22 protein-coding genes are annotated in these 24045 nt (G+C 70.4%); 9 read left to right on the top strand and 13 right to left on the bottom strand.

The window, feature by feature from the left end:
• The first annotated feature begins 130 nt into the window (after positions 1 to 130).
• Together ACHWVH_RS07235 and ACHWVH_RS07230 are read left to right on the top strand one after the other, a co-directional pair.
• Positions 131 to 1216 carry a cupin domain-containing protein gene (locus ACHWVH_RS07235; protein ID WP_394686906.1) on the top strand — a complete coding sequence of 362 codons (1086 nt, stop codon included), beginning with the start codon at positions 131 to 133 and terminating at the stop codon, positions 1214 to 1216.
• Between the two features lie 250 nt (positions 1217 to 1466).
• A complete protein-coding gene (locus tag ACHWVH_RS07230) occupies positions 1467 to 1805 on the top strand; it encodes a hypothetical protein (protein ID WP_394686905.1) in 339 nt (112 codons plus the stop codon).
• A 63-nt stretch (positions 1806 to 1868) separates the two neighbouring features.
• Here ACHWVH_RS07230 and phhA read toward each other — a convergent pair whose 3' ends face one another.
• Positions 1869 to 2759, bottom strand: coding sequence for a phenylalanine 4-monooxygenase (gene phhA / locus ACHWVH_RS07225; protein WP_267084917.1), 891 nt, complete (start codon positions 2757 to 2759; stop codon positions 1869 to 1871).
• 127 nt (positions 2760 to 2886) lie between these two features.
• Between phhA and ACHWVH_RS07220 the strand changes: the two genes are divergently transcribed.
• Entirely contained in the window at positions 2887 to 3366 is a 480-nt protein-coding gene (locus ACHWVH_RS07220; RefSeq protein ID WP_010343045.1) for an Lrp/AsnC family transcriptional regulator, read from the top strand.
• 231 nt (positions 3367 to 3597) lie between these two features.
• Positions 3598 to 5793 (top strand): TonB-dependent siderophore receptor, encoded by a 2196-nt coding sequence (locus ACHWVH_RS07215; RefSeq protein WP_394686904.1) that lies wholly within the window; start codon positions 3598 to 3600, stop codon positions 5791 to 5793.
• 250 nt (positions 5794 to 6043) lie between these two features.
• On the opposite strand, the gene ACHWVH_RS07210 is transcribed toward ACHWVH_RS07215, so the two are convergent.
• From ACHWVH_RS07210 to ACHWVH_RS07190, 5 genes are all read right to left on the bottom strand, one after another.
• Positions 6044 to 7078 (bottom strand): patatin-like phospholipase family protein, encoded by a 1035-nt coding sequence (locus tag ACHWVH_RS07210; protein WP_295923496.1) that lies wholly within the window; start codon positions 7076 to 7078, stop codon positions 6044 to 6046.
• A gap of 205 nt (positions 7079 to 7283) precedes the next feature.
• The gene (locus ACHWVH_RS07205; protein WP_295923499.1) at positions 7284 to 8297 is read right to left on the bottom strand and encodes a TIGR00266 family protein; all 1014 of its coding nucleotides are present in this window, start codon (positions 8295 to 8297) and stop codon (positions 7284 to 7286) included.
• 106 nt (positions 8298 to 8403) lie between these two features.
• Positions 8404 to 9234, bottom strand: a complete 831-nt coding sequence (locus ACHWVH_RS07200) for a phosphatase PAP2 family protein (protein WP_394686903.1) — start codon at positions 9232 to 9234, stop codon at positions 8404 to 8406.
• 198 nt (positions 9235 to 9432) lie between these two features.
• Positions 9433 to 10218, bottom strand: a complete 786-nt coding sequence (locus ACHWVH_RS07195) for a rhomboid family intramembrane serine protease (RefSeq protein WP_394686902.1) — start codon at positions 10216 to 10218, stop codon at positions 9433 to 9435.
• A gap of 102 nt (positions 10219 to 10320) precedes the next feature.
• Positions 10321 to 11274: a TerC family protein gene (locus ACHWVH_RS07190; RefSeq protein WP_017913055.1), complete on the bottom strand. Its 954-nt coding sequence runs from the start codon at positions 11272 to 11274 to the stop codon at positions 10321 to 10323.
• A gap of 258 nt (positions 11275 to 11532) precedes the next feature.
• Between ACHWVH_RS07190 and ACHWVH_RS07185 the strand changes: the two genes are divergently transcribed.
• From ACHWVH_RS07185 to ACHWVH_RS07175, 3 genes are all read left to right on the top strand, one after another.
• The gene (locus tag ACHWVH_RS07185; protein WP_152180921.1) at positions 11533 to 12714 is read left to right on the top strand and encodes a class I SAM-dependent rRNA methyltransferase; all 1182 of its coding nucleotides are present in this window, start codon (positions 11533 to 11535) and stop codon (positions 12712 to 12714) included.
• Positions 12715 to 12801: 87 nt separating this feature from the next.
• Entirely contained in the window at positions 12802 to 13959 is a 1158-nt protein-coding gene (locus ACHWVH_RS07180) for a glycerate kinase (protein WP_394686901.1), read from the top strand.
• 850 nt (positions 13960 to 14809) lie between these two features.
• Positions 14810 to 15211, top strand: a complete 402-nt coding sequence (locus ACHWVH_RS07175; RefSeq protein ID WP_394686900.1) for a DUF2628 domain-containing protein — start codon at positions 14810 to 14812, stop codon at positions 15209 to 15211.
• A gap of 45 nt (positions 15212 to 15256) precedes the next feature.
• Here ACHWVH_RS07175 and ACHWVH_RS07170 read toward each other — a convergent pair whose 3' ends face one another.
• From ACHWVH_RS07170 to ACHWVH_RS07145, 6 genes are all read right to left on the bottom strand, one after another.
• The gene (locus ACHWVH_RS07170; RefSeq protein WP_152239766.1) at positions 15257 to 15982 is read right to left on the bottom strand and encodes a DUF6882 domain-containing protein; all 726 of its coding nucleotides are present in this window, start codon (positions 15980 to 15982) and stop codon (positions 15257 to 15259) included.
• On the bottom strand, positions 15979 to 17424 hold the full coding sequence (locus ACHWVH_RS07165) for an amino acid permease (protein WP_394686899.1): 1446 nt from the start codon (positions 17422 to 17424) through the stop codon (positions 15979 to 15981). Before ACHWVH_RS07165 ends, ACHWVH_RS07170 begins: the two co-directional genes overlap by 4 nt.
• 288 nt (positions 17425 to 17712) lie before the next feature.
• Positions 17713 to 18330: a response regulator transcription factor gene (locus ACHWVH_RS07160; RefSeq protein WP_394686898.1), complete on the bottom strand. Its 618-nt coding sequence runs from the start codon at positions 18328 to 18330 to the stop codon at positions 17713 to 17715.
• A complete protein-coding gene (locus ACHWVH_RS07155) occupies positions 18327 to 19397 on the bottom strand; it encodes a sensor histidine kinase (protein ID WP_394686897.1) in 1071 nt (356 codons plus the stop codon). The genes ACHWVH_RS07160 and ACHWVH_RS07155 overlap by 4 nt, the downstream gene beginning before the upstream one ends.
• Before the next feature lie 42 nt (positions 19398 to 19439).
• A complete protein-coding gene (locus ACHWVH_RS07150; RefSeq protein WP_017912892.1) occupies positions 19440 to 20168 on the bottom strand; it encodes an MgtC/SapB family protein in 729 nt (242 codons plus the stop codon).
• A gap of 126 nt (positions 20169 to 20294) precedes the next feature.
• Positions 20295 to 20621, bottom strand: coding sequence for a hypothetical protein (locus ACHWVH_RS07145; protein WP_148827365.1), 327 nt, complete (start codon positions 20619 to 20621; stop codon positions 20295 to 20297).
• A gap of 383 nt (positions 20622 to 21004) precedes the next feature.
• Here ACHWVH_RS07145 and rmuC point away from each other — a divergent pair, with 383 nt between their 5' ends.
• The gene (gene rmuC / locus ACHWVH_RS07140; protein WP_295941428.1) at positions 21005 to 22594 is read left to right on the top strand and encodes a DNA recombination protein RmuC; all 1590 of its coding nucleotides are present in this window, start codon (positions 21005 to 21007) and stop codon (positions 22592 to 22594) included.
• A gap of 526 nt (positions 22595 to 23120) precedes the next feature.
• Positions 23121 to 23663, top strand: a complete 543-nt coding sequence (locus ACHWVH_RS07135; RefSeq protein WP_295966272.1) for a glutathione peroxidase — start codon at positions 23121 to 23123, stop codon at positions 23661 to 23663.
• A gap of 133 nt (positions 23664 to 23796) precedes the next feature.
• On the opposite strand, the gene ACHWVH_RS07130 is transcribed toward ACHWVH_RS07135, so the two are convergent.
• Positions 23797 to 23979 carry a hypothetical protein gene (locus tag ACHWVH_RS07130; RefSeq protein WP_394686896.1) on the bottom strand — a complete coding sequence of 61 codons (183 nt, stop codon included), beginning with the start codon at positions 23977 to 23979 and terminating at the stop codon, positions 23797 to 23799.
• Positions 23980 to 24045: the final 66 nt, after the last annotated feature.

Here is a 24045-nt window from a genome sequence, read left to right as displayed (position 1 = left end):
CTCCCGCGGGAGAGGGGTTGGGGCGAGGGCCGAAGGATCGACCAACGCGCACCACGCCTCCCGGTCTGCCCGGCCTGTTCCCGCCGACCGGCGCGGGCACCACGCAGACCCCGCGCAGCGGAGTTTCCCAATGCGCCTGCTCCTGTTTGTCCTGCTGCTGCTCTTCGCCGACGCCGCCTGCGCCGAACCGCAGCGCGTGTTCGTCGTCGGCGATGCCGTGGCCGCCGAGTACGGCCCCGACCGTGCGCCGCAAGCTGGCTGGGGCCAGGCCTTGCAGAGCTACTTGGACCCGAACGCGTGGCAGGTGCGCAACGACGCCAAGCACGGACCCGGCGCGCGCAGCGCGATCGCCGATGGTCGGCTGCGGGCGATCGTCAGGGAGCTGCGCCGTGGCGACGTGTTGCTGATCCAGTTCGGCGACGACGACGCCAGGCACACAGCCCCTGGCCGCGATGACGATCCGCAGCAGACGCTAGCCCGGGCCGTGGCGCTGGCGCACGAACGTGGCGCCACCCCGGTGCTGATCACGCCGGTGGCGCGCCCGCGATTCGAGGACGGTGCGCCGCTGGACACGCAACTGCCGTCCGCCCAGGCATTGCGACGGCTGGCGAGCACGCAGCAGGTCGCGCTGATCGACCTCGATGCCAGCAGCCGTGCCTGGCTGCGTGCGCTGGGCGAGCAGGGCGCGCGTCCTTACCTGTTCGCTCCCGAACAGGACACTGCCACCGACAGCCGCTTCAGCATCGCCGGCGCCAACGCCCTGGTCTGCCTGGTGCTGCGCGATGCGGTGCAGGTGTTGCCCGCGTTGCGCCCGGCGCTGGTGCGCGATCTCGACTGCGATGCGTTCCATGTTGCGCATGGCGCAAATACATCGGCGCAATCGCAGGTGCTGCACGAAGACGCGCTGGCCCGCGAACAGCCCGGCCCGCATGGCGGCGCAGGGCCGACCACGGCGTATCCGTTCTTCGCCGACGTGCAGGACCTGCCATTCGTGTTGCGCAAGCGCGTGTTGCACAAGGGCGCCGGCATCGGCCTGCATCCGCAGCACAAGGACGAGATCTATTACATCGTCAGCGGACGCGGCAGTTACGTGCTGGACGGAACCCAGTACGACGTGCGCGCCGGCCATGCCTTGCTGACCCGTGCCGGCAGCGCCCACGCGTTGCAGCAGGTGGGCGACGAGCCGCTGGTGCTGTTGCTGGTGTATCCGCGCTGACGGCGTTGCCGTTCGGATCCGCGGCATGTCATCGGCACCTGCGTTGTGTTCGGCGCGCGCGTGGCGCCCGGACCCTCACCCCAAGCCCTCTCCCGGTGGGAGAGGGGCTTTTGCGTTGCGCTCTGCAGTCCGCGATCGGCATGCGCGCGACGCGATCTCAGGCGGTTGCCGAGTGCGGAGACCGGCGCGCGGGGCGAGCCTTGCGGACGCAGCCACTTCGCGCGCTGCGACATCCACCTGGGAGACTGCCATGCACGCCAGCAAACGCCTTTCGTTCCTCACCGCCGCCTGCCTGTTCTGCTGCGCCGCCTCGGCGCTGGCCAACAGCAACTGGGATCTCGAGTTCGAGTTCCAGAATCCCGGTGGCCGGCCCACCGTCGCGACCATGCGCAACTACATCCTCGGCTGCGTGCCGGCGCGTAGCGTCGTCGGCACTCCGCTGCCCGCGGGTCCGCAGGGGCCGTTCAAGCTGACCACGCCGCCGGTCCGTGGCAGAGAGGTCGGCGACAGCGCCCTCTACAACTACTTGAACGGCTGCAACCTGAAGCCGGCCAGCGTCACCGGCGTCGCCGTCATGGGCGACGACTGAGCGCGCAGCGCGGCCAGGCGACGGTCGCGTGCGGGCACGCCCCGCGCGGCCGTCGTGCGCACCTCACACGTCGCCGCCGTCCGCCCAGCCTTCGCCGCTGCCGGCATGGAACACGCGGTCCTGCGCCTGCACCTGGCCAGCCGGCAGATGCGCCTGGTCGGCCAGTGCCGCATAGATCGGGGTGAAATCCGGCGAGGTCGCCTGCATCAGCTGCTCGAAGCTGTCGATGACGAAGTAGGTCTTCTGGTAGGTGTCGATGCGGTAGCGGGTGCGCATGATCCGCTGCAGGTCGAAACCGATGCGGTTGGGCGCGTCCGACTCCAGCGAATACAGCGATTCGCCCTTCGACGAGACGATGCCGGCGCCGTAGATGCGCAGGCCGTCGGGGGTGTCGATCAGGCCGAACTCCACCGTGTACCAGTACAGCCGGGTCAGGTTCTGCAGCGCGTCCGGACCGATCGCGTGCGCCTTGACGCCGCCGCGCCCGTAGGCCTGCATGTAGTCGGCGAACAGCGGGTTCATCAGCAGCGGCACGTGGCCGAACAGGTCGTGGAACAGGTCCGGCTCGGCGATGTAGTCGATCTGTTCGGGACGGCGGATCCACCAGGTCACCGGGAAGCGGCGGTTGGCCAGGTGGTCGAAGAAGTCCAGCTCCGGCAGCAACCCTTCCACGCCGACCAGGGTCCAGCCGGTGGTCGCCTGCAGCACCGCGTTGAGCTCGTCGAAGCGCGGGATCGCCTGCGAACTCATGCCCATCGCGTCCTGCGCCTGCAGGAACTCGGCGCAGGCGCGGCCGACCAGCAGCTCGCGCTGGCGCGTGTACAGCGTGCCCCAGGTGGCGTGGTCGTCGGCGCTGTAGCTGTCCCACGGCTGGGTCACCACGGCCGTGGTGTAGACCGGCACGTAGCCCTTGTCGGTCTGCTGGTGTTCGACGCGGCGCGGTGCGGTGTCCATGGTCGACGCTCCGGAAAGGAATAGCCACGATGGTAGGCGCGCGGACGCGCAATGGGCTTGCGAAGTTGCACGGATCGGCGCGCTGCGCGCAAGATTATTGCGTATAAGCAATGTTGCAGAGCAATAAATGACCGGATCGCCGACTTTCGACCGCACCGACCTGCGCCTGCTCGCCCTGCTGCAGCGGGAAGGCCGCGCCAGCAATGCCGAGCTGGCCGCGCAGGTGAACCTGTCGCCCTCGGCCTGCCTGCGCCGGGTGCAGCGGCTGGAAGCGGAGGGCGTGGTCGCCGGCTACGCCGCGCGGCTGGTGCCGGCGGCGATCGGCCTGGGCCTGCAGGCCTTCGTGCGCGTGCAGCTGGAGAAGCACGGCCAGAGTGGCATCGCCCATTTCGCCGACAGCGTGCAGGGCTGGGACGAGGTGGTCGCCTGCCATGCGCTGACCGGCGACATGGACTACCTGCTGCACGTCTACGTCCGCGATCTGGCGCATTTCTCCGCGTTTCTACTGGACAAGTTGCTCAACGCCGCCGGCGTCGCCGACGTCAATTCCAGCTTCGTGCTGCGCACGGTCAAGGACTTCGCCGGCCTGCCGTTGCCGCGCGGCTAGCGGGAACGCTGCGGATGTGTCGCAGCGTGTCGGCGCGTGGCCGCCCTTGTTAAGTTGTTGCTAACGATTTACATTTGCGTTCTGCGACGGCCATCCACGGCCACAGCCCCTCCGCCAGCCCTGCCGGGCCAGCCACGTCGATTCCCGCCGTGGAGCGTGGCTGCGCCTGCCCCTTTCCTCCACCGCGGCGCGACGGTGTCGCCGCCGCGCCCCACCCCGCGAGATCGATCCATGCTTTCCTCCGCTCCACGCCGTCTGTTGTCCCTCGCCGTGCTGTCCGCGCTCTCCGCCGCCTCGGCACCGTTGTTCGCCGCCGAGGCCGCGGCCGACGTGCAGCCGACCACGCTGGACAAGGTCGAGGTCAGCGGCAGCCCGAGCCGTGCGCAGCCGTCCACCACCACCCGCCTGCCGCTGACGCTGCAGGAGACGCCGCAGTCGGTGAGCGTGCTGGGCCAGCAGCGGCTGGAAGAGGAATCGCTGTTCAGCGTCAACGACGTCATGCGCAACGTCACCGGCGTCAACGTGTCCTTCTACGACACCCAGCGCCCGCTGTACTTCGCGCGCGGCTTCCAGATCACCGACTTCCAGGTCGACGGCCTGCCCACCTACAGCGGCTCCACCAACCAGGAATACGACATGGTCTTCTACGACCGCGTCGAGGTGATCCGCGGCGCCAACGGCCTGCTCAGCGGCGCCGGCATTCCCTCGGCCACGGTCAACCTGCTGCGCAAGCGCCCCGGCAAGAGCTTCGATGCGTCGTTCGCGGCCTCGCTCGGCACCTGGGACTTCCGCCGCACCCAGGCCGACGTCACCGCGCCGCTGAGCACCGACGGCCGCTTCCGCAGCCGTTTCGTCGCTGCCTGGCAGGACCGCGGCGGCTACTACGACCACTACACCGAGCAGAAGATGTCGGGCATGGCGGTGCTGGAAGGCGACCTGACCGACACCACCACGGTCACCGTCGGCTACCAGCGCCAGGACAACGACCCGGTCGGCTCGACCTGGGGCACGGTGCCGTACTTCTTCGCCGACGGCAGCTTCGCCGACCTGCCGACCTCCACCAACCTGGCGCCGAAGTGGGCGCGCTGGCAGCGCAACACCCATACCACCTTCGCCAACCTGGAACAGCGCTTCGGCGACAACTGGCTGTTGAAGGTCAACCTGGCGCGCACCGAGGGCGAGGTCGAAAACCTGCGCGTCTACGGCAGCGGCTATCCCAGGCGCGACGGCAGCGGCATCTACCTGCGCGCCGCCGCCGGGCAGGCCACCGACACCCGCGACGGCCTGGACGTGTACCTGTCCGGCACGTTCCCCCTGTTCGGCCGCGACCACGACGTGGTGGTCGGCGGCAGCTGGCAGGACCTGCAGTCGACCACGCCGACCCTGGCGCTGCGCTACCCGGGCGACTGGACCACCTGCGGCCGCGAGCGCTGCTACTACATCCCCAACGTCTACGACTGGCACGGCGACGTGGGCCAGATCACCACCACGCGCACCGGCGCGCGGCGCGAGGCACGCACCACCCAGCGCGGCGTATACGCCTCCACCCGGCTGCGCCTGGCCGAACCGCTGTCGCTGATTGCCGGCGCACGTCTGAGTTCCTGGCAGACCCGCACCCAGGCCTTCGCCGCCGACGGCAGCTACACCGGCACCAGCGGCCGCTACAGGGTCAGCGACGAGGTCACGCCCTACGTCGGCCTGGTCTACGACCTCACCCCGGCCATCTCCACCTACGCCAGCTACACCGAGATCTTCAATCCGCAGAACTACAAGGACAAGGACAACAACCTGCTGGCGCCGGTGCAGGGCTCCAACCTGGAAGCGGGCATCAAGGCGCAGCTGGCCGACGGCCGCGCGCTGCTGAGTGCGGCGGTGTTCGAGGCCAGGCAGGACAACTACGCGGTGCGCGACATGACCCAGCCGGAAGCCTCGCTGCCCGACGGCAGCTCGGCCTACATCGGCGTCGATGGCACCAAGAGCCGCGGCTGGGAACTGGAATACAACGGCGAACTGCGCCCGGGCTGGACGCTCAATGCCGGCTACACCCACGCCAAGGTCACCCGCGCGCCGACCGACGCGATCTACGCCAACCTGCCGGAGGACTACCTGCAGCTGTCCACCCAGGTGCGCCTGCCCGGCGCCTGGCAGCGCCTGAGCCTGGGCGGTGGCGTGAGCTGGCAGAGCGCGGTGCGCGGCTACAACATCCAGCGCCCGCTCGGCGACGGCACTGCCGCCACGCGCCCGGTCACCGTGGCGCAGGATCCGTACGCGCTGGTGCACTTCAATGCCAACTACCAGCTCAGCACGCAGTGGACCGCGACGCTGGCGGTGACCAATGCATTGAACAAGAAGTACTGGGCCAACCTGGATTACCAGAACTACGGCGAGCCGCGGTTCGTCAGCTTTACCCTGCGCTGGCGGTACTGAGCGACGGCGCAGTAATGGCGTGGCCGCTTGTGCAGGGAGACTGCGCTAGCGGTCGGACCCTCACCCCCAGCCCCTCTCCCGGTGGGAGAGGGGAGCTGTAGGCGGAGCGCGTTGCGCTGATGGTTTCCGCCTGCGGTGGCGGTGCTGAGCGGCGGTGCGGTGCGTGTGGGACTGCGTGTGCCGGGAGTTGGTGCTGGCGGTCGGACCCTCACCCCCGGCCCCTCTCCTGGCGGGAGAGGGGAGCGAATGCTCAGTCTTTCGGCTTGCAGGGATCGTCGCGGCGCAGCAGGCGGCCCAGTCGCGACTGCGGCTCGCACGGCGGCGGCGCCGGTTGCGCGGCCTTTGCCGCCGCGGCTGCCGCTGCCGCGCGCTGCTGCTGCAGTTGCGCCAGCTTGGCCTTGATCTGCGGCATCGCTGCCAGCGCGGCCTTTTCGCCTTCCAGGATCGCGGCGTTGCGCTGGGCGAAGTCGGCCGCGCCGATGTCGTTGACCTTGGGCCGGATCACGATGTCGGCGCGGCCCAGTTCCTGCTGGCCCAGGCGCTGGCCCATGATCGCGATCGACTGGTTGACGGTGCCGAGCATGCTGCCCGGGTTCTTGCCGCTGGCCTTGCTGGAGATGTCCACGGCGATGACGAAATCGGCGCCGAGCTGGCGCGCCGCGTCCACCGGCACCGGGCTGACCACGCCGCCGTCCACGTAATGGAACTTGCCGATGGTCACCGGCTCGAACACGCCGGGGATGCTGCTGGACGCGCGCACCGCCTGGCCGGCATTGCCGCGCACGAACACGGTGCGCTCGCCGTCTTCCAGCCGGGTGGCGACCGCGGCGAACGGCTTGGCCAGCTTCTCGATCGGCTTGCCCTTGAGCTGGGCGTTGACGTAGTCCTGCAGCGCCTGGCCCTGCACCAGGCCGCCGGAGAACAGGCGCATGTCGCGGATGCTGCTCTCGTCCAGCGCCACCGCCGCCTGCTGCATCTGGAACGCGTCCATGCCGCTGGCGTACAGCGCGCCGACCACGCTGCCGGCGCTGGTGCCGGACACCACCGTCGGCTCCAGGCCATTGGCCTGCAGCATCTTGATCACGCCGATGTGGGCGAAGCCCTTGGCCGCACCGCCGCCCAGGGCGATGCCGATGCGCAGCGGCTGGGCGGCCGGCGTGGGCACCGATGCCGGTCCGCTCACCACCGGGGCCGGCGGCGCCGGCTTGGGTTCGCCGCCGCAGGCGGCAAGCAGGCCGAACAGGGACAGGGACAGCAGCAGGCGCGGGGAGCGGAACACGGTCATGGATGCGTCGCGGAAGGAAGAAGAAGGGAGGAGCCGGCGCGAGGATAGCCGCATCCTCCTGCACCGCCCACGACTGGAGGTCATGGCGTGGGGTGTGCGCGCGTTTCTGAGGCCTGGGGTTTGTGCGCCTGATGTTGCGAGGCGCTGCGCGCACGTACCCTCACCCCAACCCCTCTCCCGGGGGGAGAGGGGCTAATGCGCCGCTTTAGAAGTTGTTGTCGCCGTCGAGGATGCGGCCGAAGCCGCCCAGCACCGAGCCTTCGCCGCGGTTCTGCCCGCCGCCCTGCGGCGCGGCGGCGAACATGCGTCCGGCCAGGCGCGAGAACGGCAGCGACTGCAGCCAGACCTTGCCGGGTCCGGTGAGGGTGGCCAGGAACATGCCTTCGCCGCCGAAGAACATGCTCTTGATGCCGCTGACCGGGCGCACGTCCATGTCCACCGAGGCGTGGAAGGCGACCACGCAGCCGGTGTCCACGTCCAGCCGCTCGCCGGCCGCCAGCTCGCGCTCGATCACGCAGCCGCCGGCATGCACGAACACCCAGCCGTCGCCCTCCAGCTTCTGCATGATGAAACCTTCGCCGCCGAACAGGCCGGTCATGATCTTGCGCTGGAAATGGATGCCCAGCGACACGCCGCGTGCGCCGGCCAGGAAGCTGTCCTTCTGGCAGATCAGGCGGCCGCCGTGCTGGTCCAGCTTCATTGCCAGCACCGTGCCGGGATAGGGCGCGGCGAAGGCGACCTTGGCCTTGCCCTGGCCCTGGTGGGTGAACACCGTGGTGAACAGGCTCTCGCCGGTGACCAGGCGCTTGCCGGCCGACAGCAGCTTGCCCATCAGCCCGCCCTGGTTGCCGCCGGAACCGTCGCCGAACACGGTGTCCATCTGCACCGCCGCGTCCTTGAACATCAGGGCGCCGGCCTCGGCCACCGCGCTCTCGCCGGGGTCCAGCTCGATCTCCACGAACTGCATTTCGTGGCCGACGATGCGGAAGTCGATCTCGTCGGCGCGGCCGCCTGCGGCCGGCGGCGGCGGCAGGCCCGGCGGCAGGAACGTCGCGGCACCCTGCAGGGCCGCGATCTGCGCCACCGGCAGCCAGCCGTTCTGGCCCTGGCTCCAGGCCAGTGCCGTGGGATTGTTGCGGGCGAAGGCGACCGCATCGGCATCGTCGAACGGGCCGGAGCGGGTCTGTTCGCTGCCGGTCAGGAAATACCACTGGCTCATGGGTGCAGGTCCTTGGCGGGAAGTCGCGCGAGTCTAGCCTGCCGTCCCGGACCGTTCGCATCTGCCCAAAGGCAGGGGGCGGTGCAGCCGGTCCGCACGCTGCGCCTTACAACGCGCTGGCCGGCCGCACCTGCAGGACGCCGGCTTCCGCGGCGCAGTCGCCGGCCGGCACGCGCACGGCCGCGCGCGCGGCGATGATCTCGCCGCGGGCCGCGGCCAGGTCGGCGCGGAAGGCCGCATCGTCGTGCAGCCGCGCCACCGTGGCCGCGCCCATGAAGCGGCCGGCGAGCACGTCGCTCTGCCAGTGCACGTTGCACACCAGCCGGCTCTCGCCGTAGTTGCGGCCGCGCGCGATCAGCGCAGTGGCGCGTTCGGGCGCGATCTCGCTCAGGATCAGCGCCCAGGCCCAGCCGATGGCGCTGTGTCCTGAGGGATAGGAGCCGCTCTGGCGCAGGTCGTCGAGATCGCCCGGGGTGCACACCGCCTGCGCGTTGCGCAGGAACGGCCGCGCGCGCTGGTACCGGCGCTTGGCCGCCTTGGTGGCGGCACTGGCGTCGATGCGGCTGCGCTCCAGCAAGGTGTACAGATGCGGGGTGTGCTGCGCATCGATCGCCACGCCCAGCGCGCAGGCGAACTGGCCGGCGCCGTTCGGGAAGCTCAGATCGGCATCGCGTGCGGCCTGCTGCCAGCGCGCGCTGCCGCGCAGGGCCAGCGCCTCGCGGTTGATCGCCAGGTCCAACGCCTCACCCGGCGAGTCGGCCGCCGGCGGCGCCGGCAGCAACTGCAGGCTGTCCGGCACCGCCGCGGCCGGCAGATAGCCCACCGCCTTGGCCGGCGCAGGCGCCGGTGCACGCAGCGCGGGGCCGCTGCAGGCGGCCAGGGCGAGCGCCAGCACCACGGCGACGGAACGGACACGACAGGCGGGCGACACGGGCATGCGGACTCGGACAGCGACGGCGGATCGGTCAGTGTACGGTGCGATGCAGTGACGGGTCGCCCGAGGCGGCATGCCGCGGCGCGCGACTGCGGAGAGGAGCGGCTTCAGCCGCGACGGGCGTGACCGGGAAGGCCCGTCGCGGCTGAACCCGCTCCTCCGGAAGCAGGTTTGCGTATTTCTGGAAGCACCGTTCCCGCCTCAGCCCCCGTCACGCTCCTCGCGCGGCGGGAAGCGCAGCACGACCCCGCGCGGCGGCGCCGGCGGTGGCTGCCACAGCACCGGCACCTGGGCCGGCGGCGGCGGTTCCAGTTCGTCGTCGGCGACGAGGAGGTCGTCGGTGTCCTCCTCGTCCTCCCAGCTGTAGCGCTTGCGTGGCGGCAGCGGATCGCGATGGCGCAGCAGCAGCGCGGCGACCACGCCGCCCACCGCGCCGCCCAGGTGCGATTGCCAGGACACCCCGTCCTCGTGCGGCAGCACCGTCACCAGCATGCCGCCGTAGAACAGGAAGGCGATCATGCTGGCGGCGATCGCGGCGCGGTCGCGACGCAGCAAGGCCAGCACGAACACCAGGAACAGCAGGCCGTGGGCGACGCCGCTGGCGCCCAGGTGATGGCTGCCGGGATCGCCGAGCCACCAGGCGCCCAGGCCCGAGCCCAGCCACAGCAAGGGCAGCCCGGCCAGGGTGGCGCGCGGATACACGCTGCCGGCCAGGGTGCCCAGGATCAGCAGGGCGCCGGCATTGGCCCCCAGATGCTCGAGCGAGCCATGCAACAGCGGCGCGGTGAGCACGCCGAGCAGGCCGGCGGCCGTGTGCGGCGCGACCGCCCAGGGCCGCCAATCGAACAGGCCCTGGCTGGCGAACACCGCCACCAGCAACGCCACGAAGGCCAGGCTGACATTGAACGCGCGCAGGATCCGCGCACGGTCGAAGCGGCCCTGCGCATCGGGCTCGGGCGTGGGCGAGGGGAGCGAAGAGGTGTCCATGTTCCCTGGATGGCGGCGCCCCGCCACCAAGGCAAGGCGCCGCCGGTGGGAGGGACTGGCCGCGGCCGCGGGACAATCCGCGGCCGCGGCACAGGTGCCGGGTCAGTGCGCCGGCTTGGCCGGGCGCAGCAGGCTCAGCACCACGGTGGCGCCGATCACCACCGCCACCGCCAGCAGCGACACCAGCACCGGGATCTTGTACAGGTCGATGATCAGCATCTTGGTGCCGATGAACACCAGCACGATCGCCAGGCCGTAGGGCAGCAGGTGGAAGCGGTCGGCCATGCCCGCCAGCAGGAAGAACATCGCGCGCAGGCCCAGCACCGCGAACACGTTGGAGGTCAGCACGATGAACGGGTCGGTGGTGATCGCGAAGATCGCCGGGATGCTGTCCACCGCGAAGATCACGTCGGTGATCGCGATCAGCATCAGCACCGCGAACAGCGGAGTGAACCAGCGCTTGCCTTCCTGGGTCACGCTCAGCGCGTTGCCGTGGTACTGCGGGGTCAGGCGCAGATGCTTGCGCATGAAGCGCAGCACCGGGTTGGCCTCCAGGTCCGGCTCCTTGCCCGCCGAGAACCACATCTTGATGCCGGTCAGCAGCAGGAACGCGCCGAACACGTACAGCAGCCAGTGGAACTTGGTCAGCAGCACCGAGCCGGCGAAGATCATCACCGCGCGCAGCACGATCGCGCCGAGCACGCCGATCACCAGCACGCGCTGGCGCTGCTCCTCCGGCACCGCGAAGTAGCTCATGATCATCAGGAACACGAAGATGTTGTCGACCGCCAGCGACTTCTCGACCAGGTAGCCGGTCAGGAACTCAAGGCCGAGGCGGTTGCCGGTGGCCACGTCGATGGTCTCGCGCAGGTACCACCACAGGCCGGCGTTGAATGCCAGCGCCAGCGCGATCCAGCCGATGCTCCACCACAGCGCTTCCTTGAAGGTGACCTTGTGCGGACCGCCGTGGCGCATCAGCACCAGGTCCGCCAGCAGCGCCACGACCACCACGATCGCGAAACCGCTCCACAACCACACGTTGCCTATCGTTTCCATTGGGAATTTTCCGTCAGTGAACAGGGAACCTCGGGGCCGCGGTGGCGGAGGCGTTCCGGACGGAGACGACGAATGTCGTCCAGAGGGTGCCTTCGCCACAGCGGCGAAGGTCTCGCTCGCAGCCGATGCACCGGCTGCCGTTGCACCGGAGCCCGCAGGCTCGAATTGACGGCGACAACGTCGGGAGCTACTCCCCTTCTTCGCGCATTCTTGCGGCTGCCGGCGGTGCCGTCAATCGGGGCGGCTACAATGGCGTTCATGAATAGTCCACTGCCCGTAGTCCGTCTCAAGAACGCCTGGCGCTCCAGCCATCCTTGGATCTTCCAGAAACTGGTCGAAAAACCCGCCGCCAGGCCCAAGCCGGGCGCGCTGGTGGACGTGGTCGGGGTGGACGGCGACTGGATCGGCCGCGGCTTCTACAACGGCCACTCGCGCATCGCCGTGCGCATCCTCGAGACCCATCCCGACATCGCCGTCGACGAATCGTGGTTCGCGCGCAAGATCGCCGAGGCGGTGTCGCTGCGCCGTGACGTGCTCAAGCTGGACGCGGTCAGCGATGCCTGGCGCGTGGTGCATGCCGAGGGCGACGGCCTGTCCGGCCTGGTGGTGGACCGCTACGGCGACCTGCTGGTGGTGGAGTTCTTCAGCGCCGGCATGTTCCGCCACCGCGAGTGGATCTACGCCGCGCTGCGCGCGCAGTTCCCCGGCGCGCGCTTCTACAGCTTCGCCGAGGAGCACGTGCAGAAGCAGGAGAGCTTCGACTACCGGCCGGTGTCCAGCAGCGGCGAGCGCCCGGAGCCGGCGATCATCAGCGAGTACGGCGTGCGCTTCCGCGCCGACCCGGCCGGCGCGCACAAGACCGGCTTCTTCGCCGACCAGCGCGAGAACCGGCAGTGGCTGAGCCAGCAGGTGGAGGGCAAGCGCGTGCTCGACCTGTGCTGCAACACCGGCGGCTTCGCGGTCTACGCCAAGGTCCGCGGCGCCACCGAGGTGGTCGGCGTGGACATCGACGAGGACGTGATCGAGATCGCCAAGGGCAACGCTCGCCTCAACGACGTGCGGCCCAAGTTCGTGCAGGCCGACATCTTCCCGTACCTGCGCGATGCCGCTGCCCGCGGCGACCAGTACGACGTGGTGATCCTGGACCCGGCCAAGATGACCCGCGACCGCGACCAGGTGATCCCGGCGCTGAAGAAATACCTGGACATGAACAAGCTGGCGCTGGGCGTGGTCGCTCCGGGCGGCCTGTTCGCCACCTTCTCCTGCACCGGCCTGGTCGCCGAGCACGAGTTCCTGGACATGCTGCGCCGCGCCGCCTATTTCTCCGGCCGCACCATCCAGATCCTGAAGGTGGCCGGCGCCGGCGCCGACCACCCGTTCATGGCCCACGTGCAGGAATCGCGCTACCTCAAGGCGGTGTTCTGCCGCGTGCTGGACTAGCGCGCCACGCATGCGCAAGGCCGAGCGGCGATGCGTGCGTGACGGCCTGATCCGGGCGCGCCGGCCGGCGATCGACGCCGCCGCTGCATGAAGATCGTCATCGCCCCGGACGCGTTCAAGGAAAGCCTGTCCGCGGCGGAGGCGGCCGCGCAGATCGCGGCCGGCTTCCGCAGCGTGTTCCCGGCCGCGCAGTACGTGCTGCTGCCGTTCGCCGACGGCGGCGAGGGCACGGTGGACGCGCTGGTCGCCGCTGGCGGCGGGCGCCGGGTCGCCTGCACGGTGACCGGGCCGCTGGGCGCGCCGGTCGCCGCGCAGTTCGGCCTGAGCGAGGACGGCGGCACCGCCCTGATCGAGATGGCCGCGGCCAGCGGGCTGATGCTGGTGCCGCCGCAACAGCGCGATCCATGCCTGACCGGCACCCGCGGCGTCGGCGAACTGATCCTGGCCGCGCTGGATGCCGGTGCGCGCCGGCTGCTGATCGGCATCGGCGGCAGCGCCAGCAACGACGGCGGCGCCGGCATGGCGCAGGCCCTGGGCGTGCGCCTGCTGGACGCGCATGGCCGCGACCTGGCCGCCGGCGGCGCGGCGCTGGCCGCGCTGGCGCGCATCGACCTGGACGGGCTGGACCCGCGACTGCGCGAGTGCACGATCGAAGTCGCCTGCGATGTCGACAACCCGCTGACCGGGCCGAGCGGCGCCTCGGCGGTGTTCGGGCCGCAGAAGGGCGCCACGCCGGCGATGGTCGCGCAGCTCGATGCCGGGTTGCAGCACTACGCCGATGCGATCGAACGCACCTTGGGCGTGGCAGTGGCGCAGCTGCCCGGCGCCGGCGCGGGTGGTGGTATCGGCGCGGCCCTGGTCGCGTTCCTCGGCGCGCGGCTGCGGCCGGGCGTTCAGATCGTCGCGCAGGCGCTGGGGCTGGAAGCGCACCTGGCCGGCGCCGATCTGCTGGTCACCGGCGAAGGCCGCCTGGACGGGCAGAGCGCGCAGGGCAAGGTGCCGGTGGGCCTCGCCCGCATCGCCCGGCGCCACGGCGTGCCGGTGCTGGCCATCGCCGGCGGCCTGGGCGAGGGCGCGGCGGATCTGCAGGCGCAGGGGATCGACGCGCTGTTCGGCGCGGTGCAACGCGTGTCCACGCGCGAGGCCGCGCTGGCCGACGCCGCCGACGCCCTGCACCAGGCCGCGCGCAACGTGGCCGCAGCGATCGCCCTGGGCCAGCGCCTCGGCGGCTCCCGGGCGCAATAGCGGCGCTCGGCTTTGGCGGCGCGCTGCAGCCGCGGCGTTTGGAATCCCGTGTGGGAGGGGCTTCAGTTCCGACGCGGTGACTGGTGGTTACCGCAGGACCCCGCGAGGCCGCTGCCCCGCGCGTCGCGGCTGAAGCCGCTCCCACACGTGGGTATGTCGCCAGCGGATACGCCACGCGCACGCGCAGGCAAGCCTTGTGGGGGGGATTTCAGTCCGGACCCGATGACCGGTGGTTACCGCAGGGCCCCGCGAGGCCGCTGCCCCGCGCGTCGCGGCTGAAGCCGCTCCCACATGTGGGTATGTCGCCAGCGGATGCGCCACTTGCAGGCAAGCCTTGTGGGAGGGATTTCAGTCCCGACGCGGTGATTGGTGGTTACCGCAGGACCCCGCGAGGTGGCTGCCCCGTGCGTCGCGGCTGAAGCCGCTCCCACACGTGGGCATGTCGCCAGCGGATGCGCCACGTGCAGGCAAGCCTGTGGGAGGGACTTCAGTCCGGACCCGATGACCGGTGGTTACCGCAGGACCCCGCGAGGCCGCTGCCCCGCGCGTCGCGGCTGAAGCCGCTCCCACATGTGGGTATGTCGCCAGCGGATGCGCCACGCGCACGCGCAGGCAAGCCCTGTGGGAGGGACTTCAGTCCCGACGCGATGACTGTCGGCTGCCGCAATGCTGGCAGGGAAGCCCGTCCCCAAGCCAGGCCTGACGTTGGCGCCCCCGCTGCGACCAATCCCGAATCCCCAATCCCAACTCCCCAGGGACCGCACCAAACTGGTGCGGCAGCCGCGCCCATTTGGCGCGCGCTGCCCCGTTCAGGTAAACTGAAAACGTTTACAACACGGATTCTAACGCCATGGAAACCCCCAATCTCCCGCAACGTGCGCCGCTCAGCCCGAAGTGGCAGTTCCGCTTCGACTTCTTCGACCGTTACGGCGCCCCGTCCACGCCCGAGTACAAGGCCGCGTTCAAGGCACTGCCGTTCATGGAACGGTTGAAGATCAACATGAACTTCTTCGCCCTGTTCTTCGGCTTCATCTACTTCTTCATCCTCGGCATGTGGCGCAAGGCGCTGGGGTTGATCGGCATCTGGCTGGCGCTGGCTGTGGTCGCGGCGTTCCTCCCCGAGGCGATCGGCCGCGGCCTGGGCATCGCCTACTCGCTGCTGGTCGGCATGGCCGCCAACTACGCCTACTACCTGGACCAGCGCAAGGGCAGCGTCAGCTGGAACCCGCTCGAAGGCCTGCGTTGGTGGTAAGCGTCGGGCACGGCGGCGCGCAGGTGCGACACGCCGCCGCTGCGCTCAACGCTTGCGCTTCCAGAACTGCCAGGCCGGTGCCGGCTTCGGCGTGACCGCCGCGGCCTGCGCCGGGGCCAGCTGGCCCTGAATGCCGGTCAGCCGCGCCTGCGCATCGAATGCCAGGACGATGCGGGTGTTGCCGCGCGTCGCCACGGTCTGCGCGGCGTCGCGCTGCAGGGCATAGCCCTGATCGGCCAGGAAGCCGTCGGTCATGGCCCGGTGGTCGAGTTCGAACTGCATCGGCAATTCGCCGAGCAGGCGCAGCACGCGGGCGTCGTCGCACGGCGCGAAGACCGCGGCCGGTACGTCCTCGAGCAGGAAGAACAGCGCGCCGCCGTCGTACGGCGCGCGGTAGTAGCAGCGCCCGCGCAGGGCACCGGCGAGCAGGGCGATCTGGTGGCCGCCGTCCTCGCCCAGCGCCGAGGACGGCGCGGCCAGTTCGGCGATGCCCTCGCGCTCGCCGTGCGCACGTAGCGCATTGGCATCGGCCAGCAGGGCCGGTGGCAGGTTGCTGGCGGTGTTGGCCCAGGCCCACAGCCAGCTGGCGCTGGCTTCTGCGGCGGTGCCCAGCAATTGAATCGGGAACTGCAGGTCCTCGCCGAAGTACACCTGGCCTTCGCCCAGGTCCATTTGCCAGCGACGCTCGGCCAGCACGTCGGCCAGCGCCAGCTGGCGGGCGTAGGCGCTGCCGATGTGCCGTGCCAGCGCTGCCTGGAACGCCGGGCTCATCGCGGCGTCTGCGGCGCGCGCTGCAGCAGGCTGTTGCGGCGGCCGTACAGCAGGTAGGCGACCACGCCCAGCGCGTTCCACAGCCCGAACCAGATCTTCGTGGTATCCGGCAGGCTCCAGAACAGGTACAGGCAGCCACCGATCGCCAGCGGCCCGACCACCCATGCCAGCGGCGTGCGGAAGGTGCGGGCGCGGCCGGGTTCGCGGCGGCGCAGGACCAGCATGCACGCGGCCACGGCGATGAAGGCGGCCAGGGTGCCGGCATTGGCCAGCGCGGCGATCTCGTCCAGCCGCGCCACGCCGGCCAGCGCCGCCACCAGCACCGCGGTGAACAGCGTGGTCGCCACCGGGGTGCCGGTACGCGCGTTGACCTTGGACAGCCCGCGCGGCAGCAGGCCGTCGCGCGACATCACGAAGAAGATCCGGCTCTGCCCGTACAGGAAGGCCAGCAGCACGGTGGGCAGCGCGATCACCGCGACCACGCCGATCGCCGCCGCCGCCTTGCCGTGGCCGAGTTCGCGCAGGATCAGCGCCAGCGGCTCGGCGCTGGCGCCGAACACGTCGTAGCGCATCGCGCCGACCGCGGCGAGCGCCACCAGGATGTAGATCAGGGTGCAGCCGATCATCGAACCGACGATGCCGATCGCCAGGTCGCGCTTTGGGTTCTTGGTTTCCTCGGCGGCGGTGGAGATCGCATCGAAGCCGTAGAAGGCGAAGAAGATGATCGCCGCCGCCGCCATGACCCCGTGCGCGACGCCGTCGGCGCCGACCGTCTTGGGGAAACCGTAGGGCATGAACGGGTGCAAGTTGGCGCTCTGGAACGCCGGCAGCGCCACCGCCACGAAGATGCCCAGGGCGATCAGCTTCAGCACCACCAGCACCGCGTTGAGCGTGGCGCTCTCCTTGGTGCCGGCCATCAGCAGGCCGGCCACGGCGAAGGTGATCAGCACCGCCGGCAGGTTGACGATGCCGCCGGCATGCGGCCCCGCGGTCAGCGCCGCCGGCAGATTCAGATCCATGCCGCTTTGCGCGCTGGCCCAATGCAGGAAGCCGACGAAGTAGCCGGACCAGCCCACCGCCACCGTGCTGACCACCAGCGAGTACTCCAGGATCAGGCTCCAGCCCACCACCCAGGCGATCGCTTCGCCCAGCGCGACGTAGCTGTAGGTGTAGGCGCTGCCGGCGGCCGGCATCATCGTCGCCATCTCCGCATAGGCCAGCGCGGCGCAGGCGCAGATCGCCCCGGCCACCGCGAACGACACCAGCACCGCCGGCCCGGCCAGCTGCGCGCCGACGCCGATCAAGGTGTAGATGCCGGTGCCGACGATCGCGCCGATGCCCAGCGCCACCAGATGCGGCCAGCTCAGCGAGGGCACCAGCCGGCGGCCGGCCTCGTGGACGGTGACCAGGTCGAGCGACTTGCGCCGGAACAGGAACGACATGCGGGCCTCGGGTGCGGAAGTGACAAGCCCGGCAGTGTCGCCGAATGCGGTGCAGCAAAGCTATGCCTGCGGCGCGGTATGGCACGGCGCTTGTGGAGGTCGATGCGAAGCGCAAGTCCGGCTTTATCGAGCGGAGACCGCTCTCTCTCTCTCTGTCTCGTAGCAGCGGCTTCAGCCGCGACGGACGTCATCGGGAAAGCCCGTCGCGGCTGAAGCCGCTTCTACGGAATACCGGTGCGTCAGGACCTGTTCCGCCGCGCCCGGCAATCGTGGGCTTTCGCAACTGACCTACCGCCCCAGCCGCTCCGCCAGCCTTACCAGCTCCGCCAGCGAGCCGACCTCCAGCTTGCGCATCGCATTGCCGCGGCGCACCTTCACCGTGATCTCGCTGAGCTGCAGCCGCGCCGCCACCTGCTTGTTCAACAGGCCCTGCACCACCAGCTCCACCACCTCGCGTTCGCCGGCGCTGAGCCGCGCCCAGCGCGCCTGCAGTTCCGCCTGCGCCGCATCGGCGGCGCGGCGCACGCGGTCGCGGGCGATGCCATGGCCGATCGCGTCGAGCAGGTCCTGGTCGCGGAACGGCTTGGTCAGGAACTCGATCGCGCCGTTCTTCATCGCTTCCACGCTCATCGGGATGTCGCCGTGGCCGGTGATGAAGATGGTCGGCAGCGCCAGCCCGGCCTCGTGCATGTTGCGGTGGAAATCCATGCCGCTCTGCCCGGGCATGCGGATGTCCAGCACCAGGCAGCTCGGCGCGTCGGCGCGCGGATGCGCCAGGAAGTCGCGGATCGAGGCGAAGGCGTGCACCTGCAGGTCCACCGAGGCGAACAGGTCTTCCAGCGCGGCGCGGATCGAGGCGTCGTCGTCGATCAGGTACACCACCGGGCGTGCGGTCGCCTCATTCATGGCGTGGCTCCGCCGGCGGTGGGCAGGCACACGCAGAACACCGCGCCGCGCGGCCGCCCGGGTTCGGCCCAGATGCGTCCGCCGCCGGCCTCGACGATGCTGCGGCTGATGCTCAGGCCGATGCCGATGCCGCCCTGCTTGGTGGTCCAGAACGCATCGAACAGATGCGCCTGCGCCTGCGCGGACAGGCCTTCGCCGCTGTCGGCCACGCTCAGCCGCACCGAACGCGCGTCCTCGCGCGCGGTGACGATGCGCAACACACGCTGCGCCGGCGGCGTCGCGGCCATCGCCTCGATCGCGTTGAGCAGCAGGTTGCCGATCACCTGCTGGATCTGCACCGGGTCGGCCGACACCGGCGGCAGCAGCGCCGACAGTTCGGTGTGCACGCTGACCGCGCTGCGTTCCAGTTCGCCCTGCGACAGCGCCAGTACCTCGGCCACCGCGGCGTTGAGGTCGAAGGCGCGCTGCTGCGGCGCCTCGCCCCGGGTCAGGCTGCGCACCCGCGCGATCACCTCGCCGGCACGCTCGGCGTCGGCAAGGATGCGCGCCAGCGCCGCGCGCGCCTTGTCCAGGTTCGGCGGCTGCTGGTCGAGCCAGCGCTGGCAGGCGTTGCCGCTGGTGACGATGGCCGCCAGCGGCTGGTTGACTTCGTGCGCGATCGAGGCGGTCAGGCTGCCCAGGCTGCGCACCCGCGCCAGCCGCAGCAACTGCGCCTGCGCCGCGTGCGCGGCGGCCTTGGCCCGCTCCATGCGCACCGCGATGGAGGCGGTGACCGCCACCACCACGATGCTGATCGCCGAGTTGATCACGCCGACGCGGTAGGCGCCGGCGTGGGTGAGATGGAAGCTGAGCACGACCAGCACCACGCAGATGCCCGCCAGCACGCCCAGCCCGGCCGGGGCCAGCAAGCGCACCGCGCCGAGGATCGCCACGGTGTAGAACAGCGCCGCCGCCACCGCGTAGTCGGTGACCGTGTCGGCGACGAAGATCGCACACAGCGCCAGGCCCAGCGCGGCCAGGCCGAGCAGGCGGCGATGCGGCGGCAGCGGCTTGAACCAGGCGATCATCGGCGGCGTGGCGTGGGAGTGACGGGGATAGGCATGACTGGCTCAGGCTTCGGCGCCGGCGTTCCAGAACGCCTGTTGTACACCCGGTTCGCCCTCCAGGCGCTGCACCACCGCATCCAGTTCCTCGGCACGCACCGCGGTGGCGTACAGGGTGGCGGCGATCTCCACGTCCTTCTGCCCGAACGGATGCTGCTCGACCTCGCGCGCCGGGTAGTGCGCCTCCTCCAGCAGTTCGATCAGCCGCTCGCGCACGTCGCCGTGCACCTCGCGCGCGCAGATCGCATAGAACATGTAGGTGGCTTCCAGCGAGGACTCCTTCAGCGGATGCCGGTTGATGCGGTTCACCATCGGCCGCAGCAGGGTATTGCTGAGCAGCACGAACATGGCCGCCAGCACCGCCTCGGCGACCAGCCCGGCACCGGCGCAGGCGCCGACCGCGCCCGACCCCCACAACGTCGCCGCGGTATTGAGCCCGGTGACGTTGGCGCCTTCCTTCATGATCGCGCCGGCGCCGAGGAAGCCGATGCCCGAGACCACGTAGGCCACCACCTGCACCGCGCCCTGGGTGCCGCCGTGGATCTCGAACAGGCGATCGCCGAGCGAGACGAAGATCGCCGCGCCGACCGCGACCAGGGTGTTGGTGCGCAGCCCGGCGGTGCGCTGGCGCACCTGGCGCTCGAAGCCGATGATCGCGCCGAGCACGAAGGCGGCGGTGAGGCTGACCAGGGTGTCGAGCAGCGAGCCGAGATTGAACAGGCGCAGGGCTTCCATTAGGGCGCGTTCCGGTAGGCGAGGGGAGCGAGCATGGCGGCTCCGGGGAAGGGAGTGGGCGGGGACGGGGGCCGATGATGCCGCGGCGAGATGGCATTCGACACCGTGGCGGCAGGCGCGCGGGTGTCAGCGCACCCCGGGCCACCACGCCAGCGCGGCATGCAGCCAGTGCGCGGCCGGGGCGTTCGCTCCGGCGTCGTGCAGGCGCCGCTGCGCCGCATGCGGCAAGCGCGCGCGGACCCGGATGCGGTCGGCGACGGACAGCAGCGACAGCGCATCGGCCATGACCCGCGGCGACTGCGCGGACAGGGCCAGGGCGAAGGCGCGTGCGCCGTGGGCGGCGAGCAGATGGCGCAGCGCTTCGGTGCGGCGCATGGCGACCGCGGCGCGCAGCGCGCGCTGCAGGCCGCGCTGCAGGCGGAAACGGCGGGAGAACAGCGAGAACAGGAACATGACGACCTCCTTGCGGCGCGTGGCCGGCAAGGACGTCGCAGCGTGTGCGCGGCGTGCGTCTTCCGGCTCAGCGCCGGGCAGCGACCAGGCGAGGGGAACGGCGGGGGAATGCGGCGCTGATGCCGCGTCGATGCGGATCGGGGTCCATGCTCGCCTCCGGTATCAGGGGAACGGATCGCGCGGAGCGCGATGGTCTGGCGCGGTCGGATGCCGCGGTACCGCCCACTGGCCGGGCCAGGAGCGGGTGGCGCAAAGCTTGGCATGCGGCCCAGGTGTGCACCAGCCTGCATGAGGCCATGACGGCGATACCAAGGTATATCCGGTCTGGTCCGCCTGCCGGCGCGTGGCGCAGCGATTGAGACGCGGCCGGCTACACTGGCCGCATGCAGAACGATGCCCATTTCCTGATCCTCGCCGGCCTGTTGTGTGCCGTCATCGCCCTGTTGCTGGCCGTGTTGCTGCGGCGGGGCAACCACGCCGCGCTGGAGGCGGCCCTGCGCGAGGAGCAGCGCAGCGGTCGCGGCGAACTGCGCGAGCAGCTCGACAGCCTGGCGCGGCAGCAGGACGCACGCAGCGAAGGCTTCGCCCGCCACCTGGCGGATCTATCCACCCGCACCGATCAGCGCCTGGACCTGCTGCGCGAGGCGCTGACCGAGGACGCGCGGCGCGGCCGGGTCGAGGCCGGCGCCGCACAGCAGCGCATGGCCGAGCTGCTGAGCCAGCGCCTGGTCGAGATCCGCGGCCAGCTCGACGCCTTCGGCCAGCAGCAGGACGCACGCATGGCCCAGTTCGGCCAGCAGCAGGCCGAGCTGATCGCGCGCATCGACGCGCAGCTGGGCGCGTTGCGCGAGGCCCTGATCGAGGATGCGCGCAAGGGCCGCCAGGAAGGCGCCGACGCGCAGCAACGCTTCGCCGACACGCTCGGCCAGCGCCTGAGCGACCTGGTCCAGCGCAACGAGCAGCGCCTGGGCGAGATGCGCGCCACCCTGGAGGAGCGGTTGAAGGAACTGCAGGCCGACAACGCGGCCAAGCTCGAGCAGATGCGCGGCACCGTCGACGAAAAGCTGCAGACCACCCTCAACACGCGCCTGGACGCCTCGTTCAAGCTGGTGTCCGAACGGCTCGAGCAGGTCCAGCGCGGCCTGGGCGAGATGCAGCAGCTGGCCACCGGCGTCGGCGATCTCAAGCGCGTGCTGAGCAACGTCAAGAACCGCGGCGGCTGGGGCGAGGTGCAGCTGGAGAACATCCTCGAGCAGACCCTGACCCAGGAGCAGTACGCACGCGGCGTGCGGGTGCGCCCGGAGCGCAACGAAATGGTCGATTTCGCGGTGCGCCTGCCCGGCCGCGGCCACGAGGACACGCCGGTGTGGCTGCCGATCGACGCCAAGTTCCCGCGCGAAGACTACGAGCGCCTGCTCGACGCGCAGGAGCAGGGCGATCCGGAGCTGGTGCAGGCGACCGGCGCGCAGCTGGAGCGCGCGATCCGGGTGCAAGCCAAGTCGATCGGCGACAAGTACATCGCCCCGCCGCACACCACCGACTTCGCGGTGATGTTCCTGCCCACCGAGGGCCTGTACGCCGAGACCCTGCGCCGCCCCGGCCTGGCCGACCTGCTGCAGCGCGAGCACCGCATCGTCGTCGCCGGGCCGACCACGATCACCGCCCTGCTCAACAGCCTGCAGATGGGCTTCCGCACCCTCGCCATCGAAAAGCGCTCCAGCGAGGTGTGGGGTGTGCTGGCGGCGGTCAAGAGCGAGTTCGGCAAGTTCGCCGGCATCCTGGAAAAGGCCGAGAAGCAGATCAGCACCGTCGGCAAGAGCCTGGGCGAGGCCAGCCGCAAGACCCGCACCATCGAACGCCGCCTGCGCGGCGTCGAGACCCTGGCCGACGCGCAGGCCGCGCCGCTGCTGGAACTGTCGCTGCCGCTGGACGATGCCGAGGCGGACGAGGCGGCGGGCGACGACCGGGAGTGAGGGCTTGCGGTGCGCGGCGGCGGGGGTGTCGAGGTGGAATGACTGGTCGTGGCGGTTGTGTTGGCGCGGGATGGCGTGCGACCAGCACGCGCCATATTGGATGCAGCGCCGCGACCTGGAAGGGCCAGCGCGGCCGCTTCGTACGCGCGCGCTGTACAGATGGCGCAGCATGCGGGTGTCCTGGTCTTGCCTGCAGTGTCGATGCGATTCGACATCGCGGATGCGTTGTCGTCTCCAGGCCGCTCGCCTGCTCGCCTGCTGGCCGATACGCGCGCTGCCGATCACGACGAGAGGCACATGTGTAGTGGCGGCTCTTGTTTCTTCTGCGGCAGTCGCGAGCAGGTGTTGCGGACGCGCTGTCGCGGCTGAAGCCGCTCCTGCGGGATCACATGATCCGCAGCAAAAGCGGGTGTTACGTGCCTGCACAGGCTAGCTGTCGGTGCGCTGAGTCACGCGGTCACGGCGCTGCGCATGCTGCGCCGGCAGCGACTATGCTGGCGCTCCCTTTCGATCGAGGTAATGCCCCATGTCCGAGTCGTTGACCGCCATTCCGCTGACCCGCATCGACGGCCAGCCGGCCACCCTCGCCGCGTTCGAGGGCAAGGTGTTGCTGATCGTCAACGTCGCCTCCAAGTGCGGCCTCACCGCGCAGTACGCGGGTCTGGAAGCGCTGTACCGCGAGAAGCAGGCTGCGGGGCTGGAAGTACTGGGCTTCCCGGCCAACGATTTCAAGGGCCAGGAGCCGGGCAGCGAGGCGGAGATCCAGCAGTTCTGCCAGCTCACCTACGATGTGACCTTCCCGATGTTCTCCAAGATCGCGGTCACCGGCGAGGACACGCATCCGCTGTACCGCGGGCTGATCGCCGCGCAGCCGCAGACCGAGGGCGAGGGCCCGATGCGCGAGAAGCTGGCCGGCTATGGCATCGAGCCGAATCCGGCGCCGGGCGTGCTGTGGAATTTCGAGAAGTTCCTGGTCGGCCGGGACGGCCAGGTCCGCGCGCGCTTCGCTCCGGACGTTACCGCCGAGGATCCGCGCCTGCGCGCGGCGATCGACGCGGCGCTGGGGTAACAGTGCGCTGCGCCATCTGGCTGTGCTTGGACGAGCTGAAGGTGTGTTGCGGCGTCTAGGTAGTTGGTGAACGAGCCGGAGAGGTGAGCGATGTCCTCGTTGTCCGGCGTCGCTTGTTGCGGCTGAACCGCTCCTACGCAAGGCGTGCAGCATCGAAACCGTTGCTGTTGCCGTTGCCGTTGCCGTTGCCGTTGCTTTGCCGTTGCTGTTGCCTTGGCTGTTGCTTGGCTTTGGCTGTTGCTCTGGCTTTTGATTTACCGGGTTCCCTTCCGAAGCGGCGGCCATCGCGGGGAAAAACCCGAAGGGCGGCGTACATGGATGTACGCCGTCCGCGGCAGGGGCAGGATGCCCCTTCCGCGGATCCCCGTGATGGACGCGGACC

The sequence above is a fragment of the uncultured Xanthomonas sp. genome, assembly GCF_964278005.1.
GTDB lineage: Bacteria > Pseudomonadota > Gammaproteobacteria > Xanthomonadales > Xanthomonadaceae > Xanthomonas_A > Xanthomonas_A sontii.
This window is presented reverse-complemented; position numbering and strand designations above follow the sequence as displayed.

Coding starts and splice junctions, on each gene's coding strand:
- ACHWVH_RS07135 (WP_295966272.1), top strand. CDS start 23,121: ATGTCCGAGTCGTTGACCGCCATTCCGCTGACCCGCATCGACGGCCAG.
- ACHWVH_RS07130 (WP_394686896.1), bottom strand. CDS start 23,979: ATGTACGCCGCCCTTCGGGTTTTTCCCCGCGATGGCCGCCGCTTCGGA.
- ACHWVH_RS07170 (WP_152239766.1), bottom strand. CDS start 15,982: ATGAGCCCGGCGTTCCAGGCAGCGCTGGCACGGCACATCGGCAGCGCC.
- ACHWVH_RS07190 (WP_017913055.1), bottom strand. CDS start 11,274: ATGGAAACGATAGGCAACGTGTGGTTGTGGAGCGGTTTCGCGATCGTG.
- ACHWVH_RS07220 (WP_010343045.1), top strand. CDS start 2,887: ATGACCGGATCGCCGACTTTCGACCGCACCGACCTGCGCCTGCTCGCC.
- ACHWVH_RS07200 (WP_394686903.1), bottom strand. CDS start 9,234: ATGCCCGTGTCGCCCGCCTGTCGTGTCCGTTCCGTCGCCGTGGTGCTG.
- ACHWVH_RS07150 (WP_017912892.1), bottom strand. CDS start 20,168: ATGGAAGCCCTGCGCCTGTTCAATCTCGGCTCGCTGCTCGACACCCTG.
- rmuC (WP_295941428.1), top strand. CDS start 21,005: ATGCAGAACGATGCCCATTTCCTGATCCTCGCCGGCCTGTTGTGTGCC.
- ACHWVH_RS07160 (WP_394686898.1), bottom strand. CDS start 18,330: ATGAATGAGGCGACCGCACGCCCGGTGGTGTACCTGATCGACGACGAC.
- ACHWVH_RS07195 (WP_394686902.1), bottom strand. CDS start 10,218: ATGGACACCTCTTCGCTCCCCTCGCCCACGCCCGAGCCCGATGCGCAG.
- ACHWVH_RS07215 (WP_394686904.1), top strand. CDS start 3,598: ATGCTTTCCTCCGCTCCACGCCGTCTGTTGTCCCTCGCCGTGCTGTCC.
- ACHWVH_RS07230 (WP_394686905.1), top strand. CDS start 1,467: ATGCACGCCAGCAAACGCCTTTCGTTCCTCACCGCCGCCTGCCTGTTC.
- ACHWVH_RS07210 (WP_295923496.1), bottom strand. CDS start 7,078: ATGACCGTGTTCCGCTCCCCGCGCCTGCTGCTGTCCCTGTCCCTGTTC.
- ACHWVH_RS07180 (WP_394686901.1), top strand. CDS start 12,802: ATGAAGATCGTCATCGCCCCGGACGCGTTCAAGGAAAGCCTGTCCGCG.
- ACHWVH_RS07235 (WP_394686906.1), top strand. CDS start 131: ATGCGCCTGCTCCTGTTTGTCCTGCTGCTGCTCTTCGCCGACGCCGCC.
- ACHWVH_RS07145 (WP_148827365.1), bottom strand. CDS start 20,621: ATGTTCCTGTTCTCGCTGTTCTCCCGCCGTTTCCGCCTGCAGCGCGGC.
- ACHWVH_RS07185 (WP_152180921.1), top strand. CDS start 11,533: ATGAATAGTCCACTGCCCGTAGTCCGTCTCAAGAACGCCTGGCGCTCC.
- ACHWVH_RS07165 (WP_394686899.1), bottom strand. CDS start 17,424: ATGTCGTTCCTGTTCCGGCGCAAGTCGCTCGACCTGGTCACCGTCCAC.
- ACHWVH_RS07155 (WP_394686897.1), bottom strand. CDS start 19,397: ATGATCGCCTGGTTCAAGCCGCTGCCGCCGCATCGCCGCCTGCTCGGC.
- phhA (WP_267084917.1), bottom strand. CDS start 2,759: ATGGACACCGCACCGCGCCGCGTCGAACACCAGCAGACCGACAAGGGC.
- ACHWVH_RS07175 (WP_394686900.1), top strand. CDS start 14,810: ATGGAAACCCCCAATCTCCCGCAACGTGCGCCGCTCAGCCCGAAGTGG.
- ACHWVH_RS07205 (WP_295923499.1), bottom strand. CDS start 8,297: ATGAGCCAGTGGTATTTCCTGACCGGCAGCGAACAGACCCGCTCCGGC.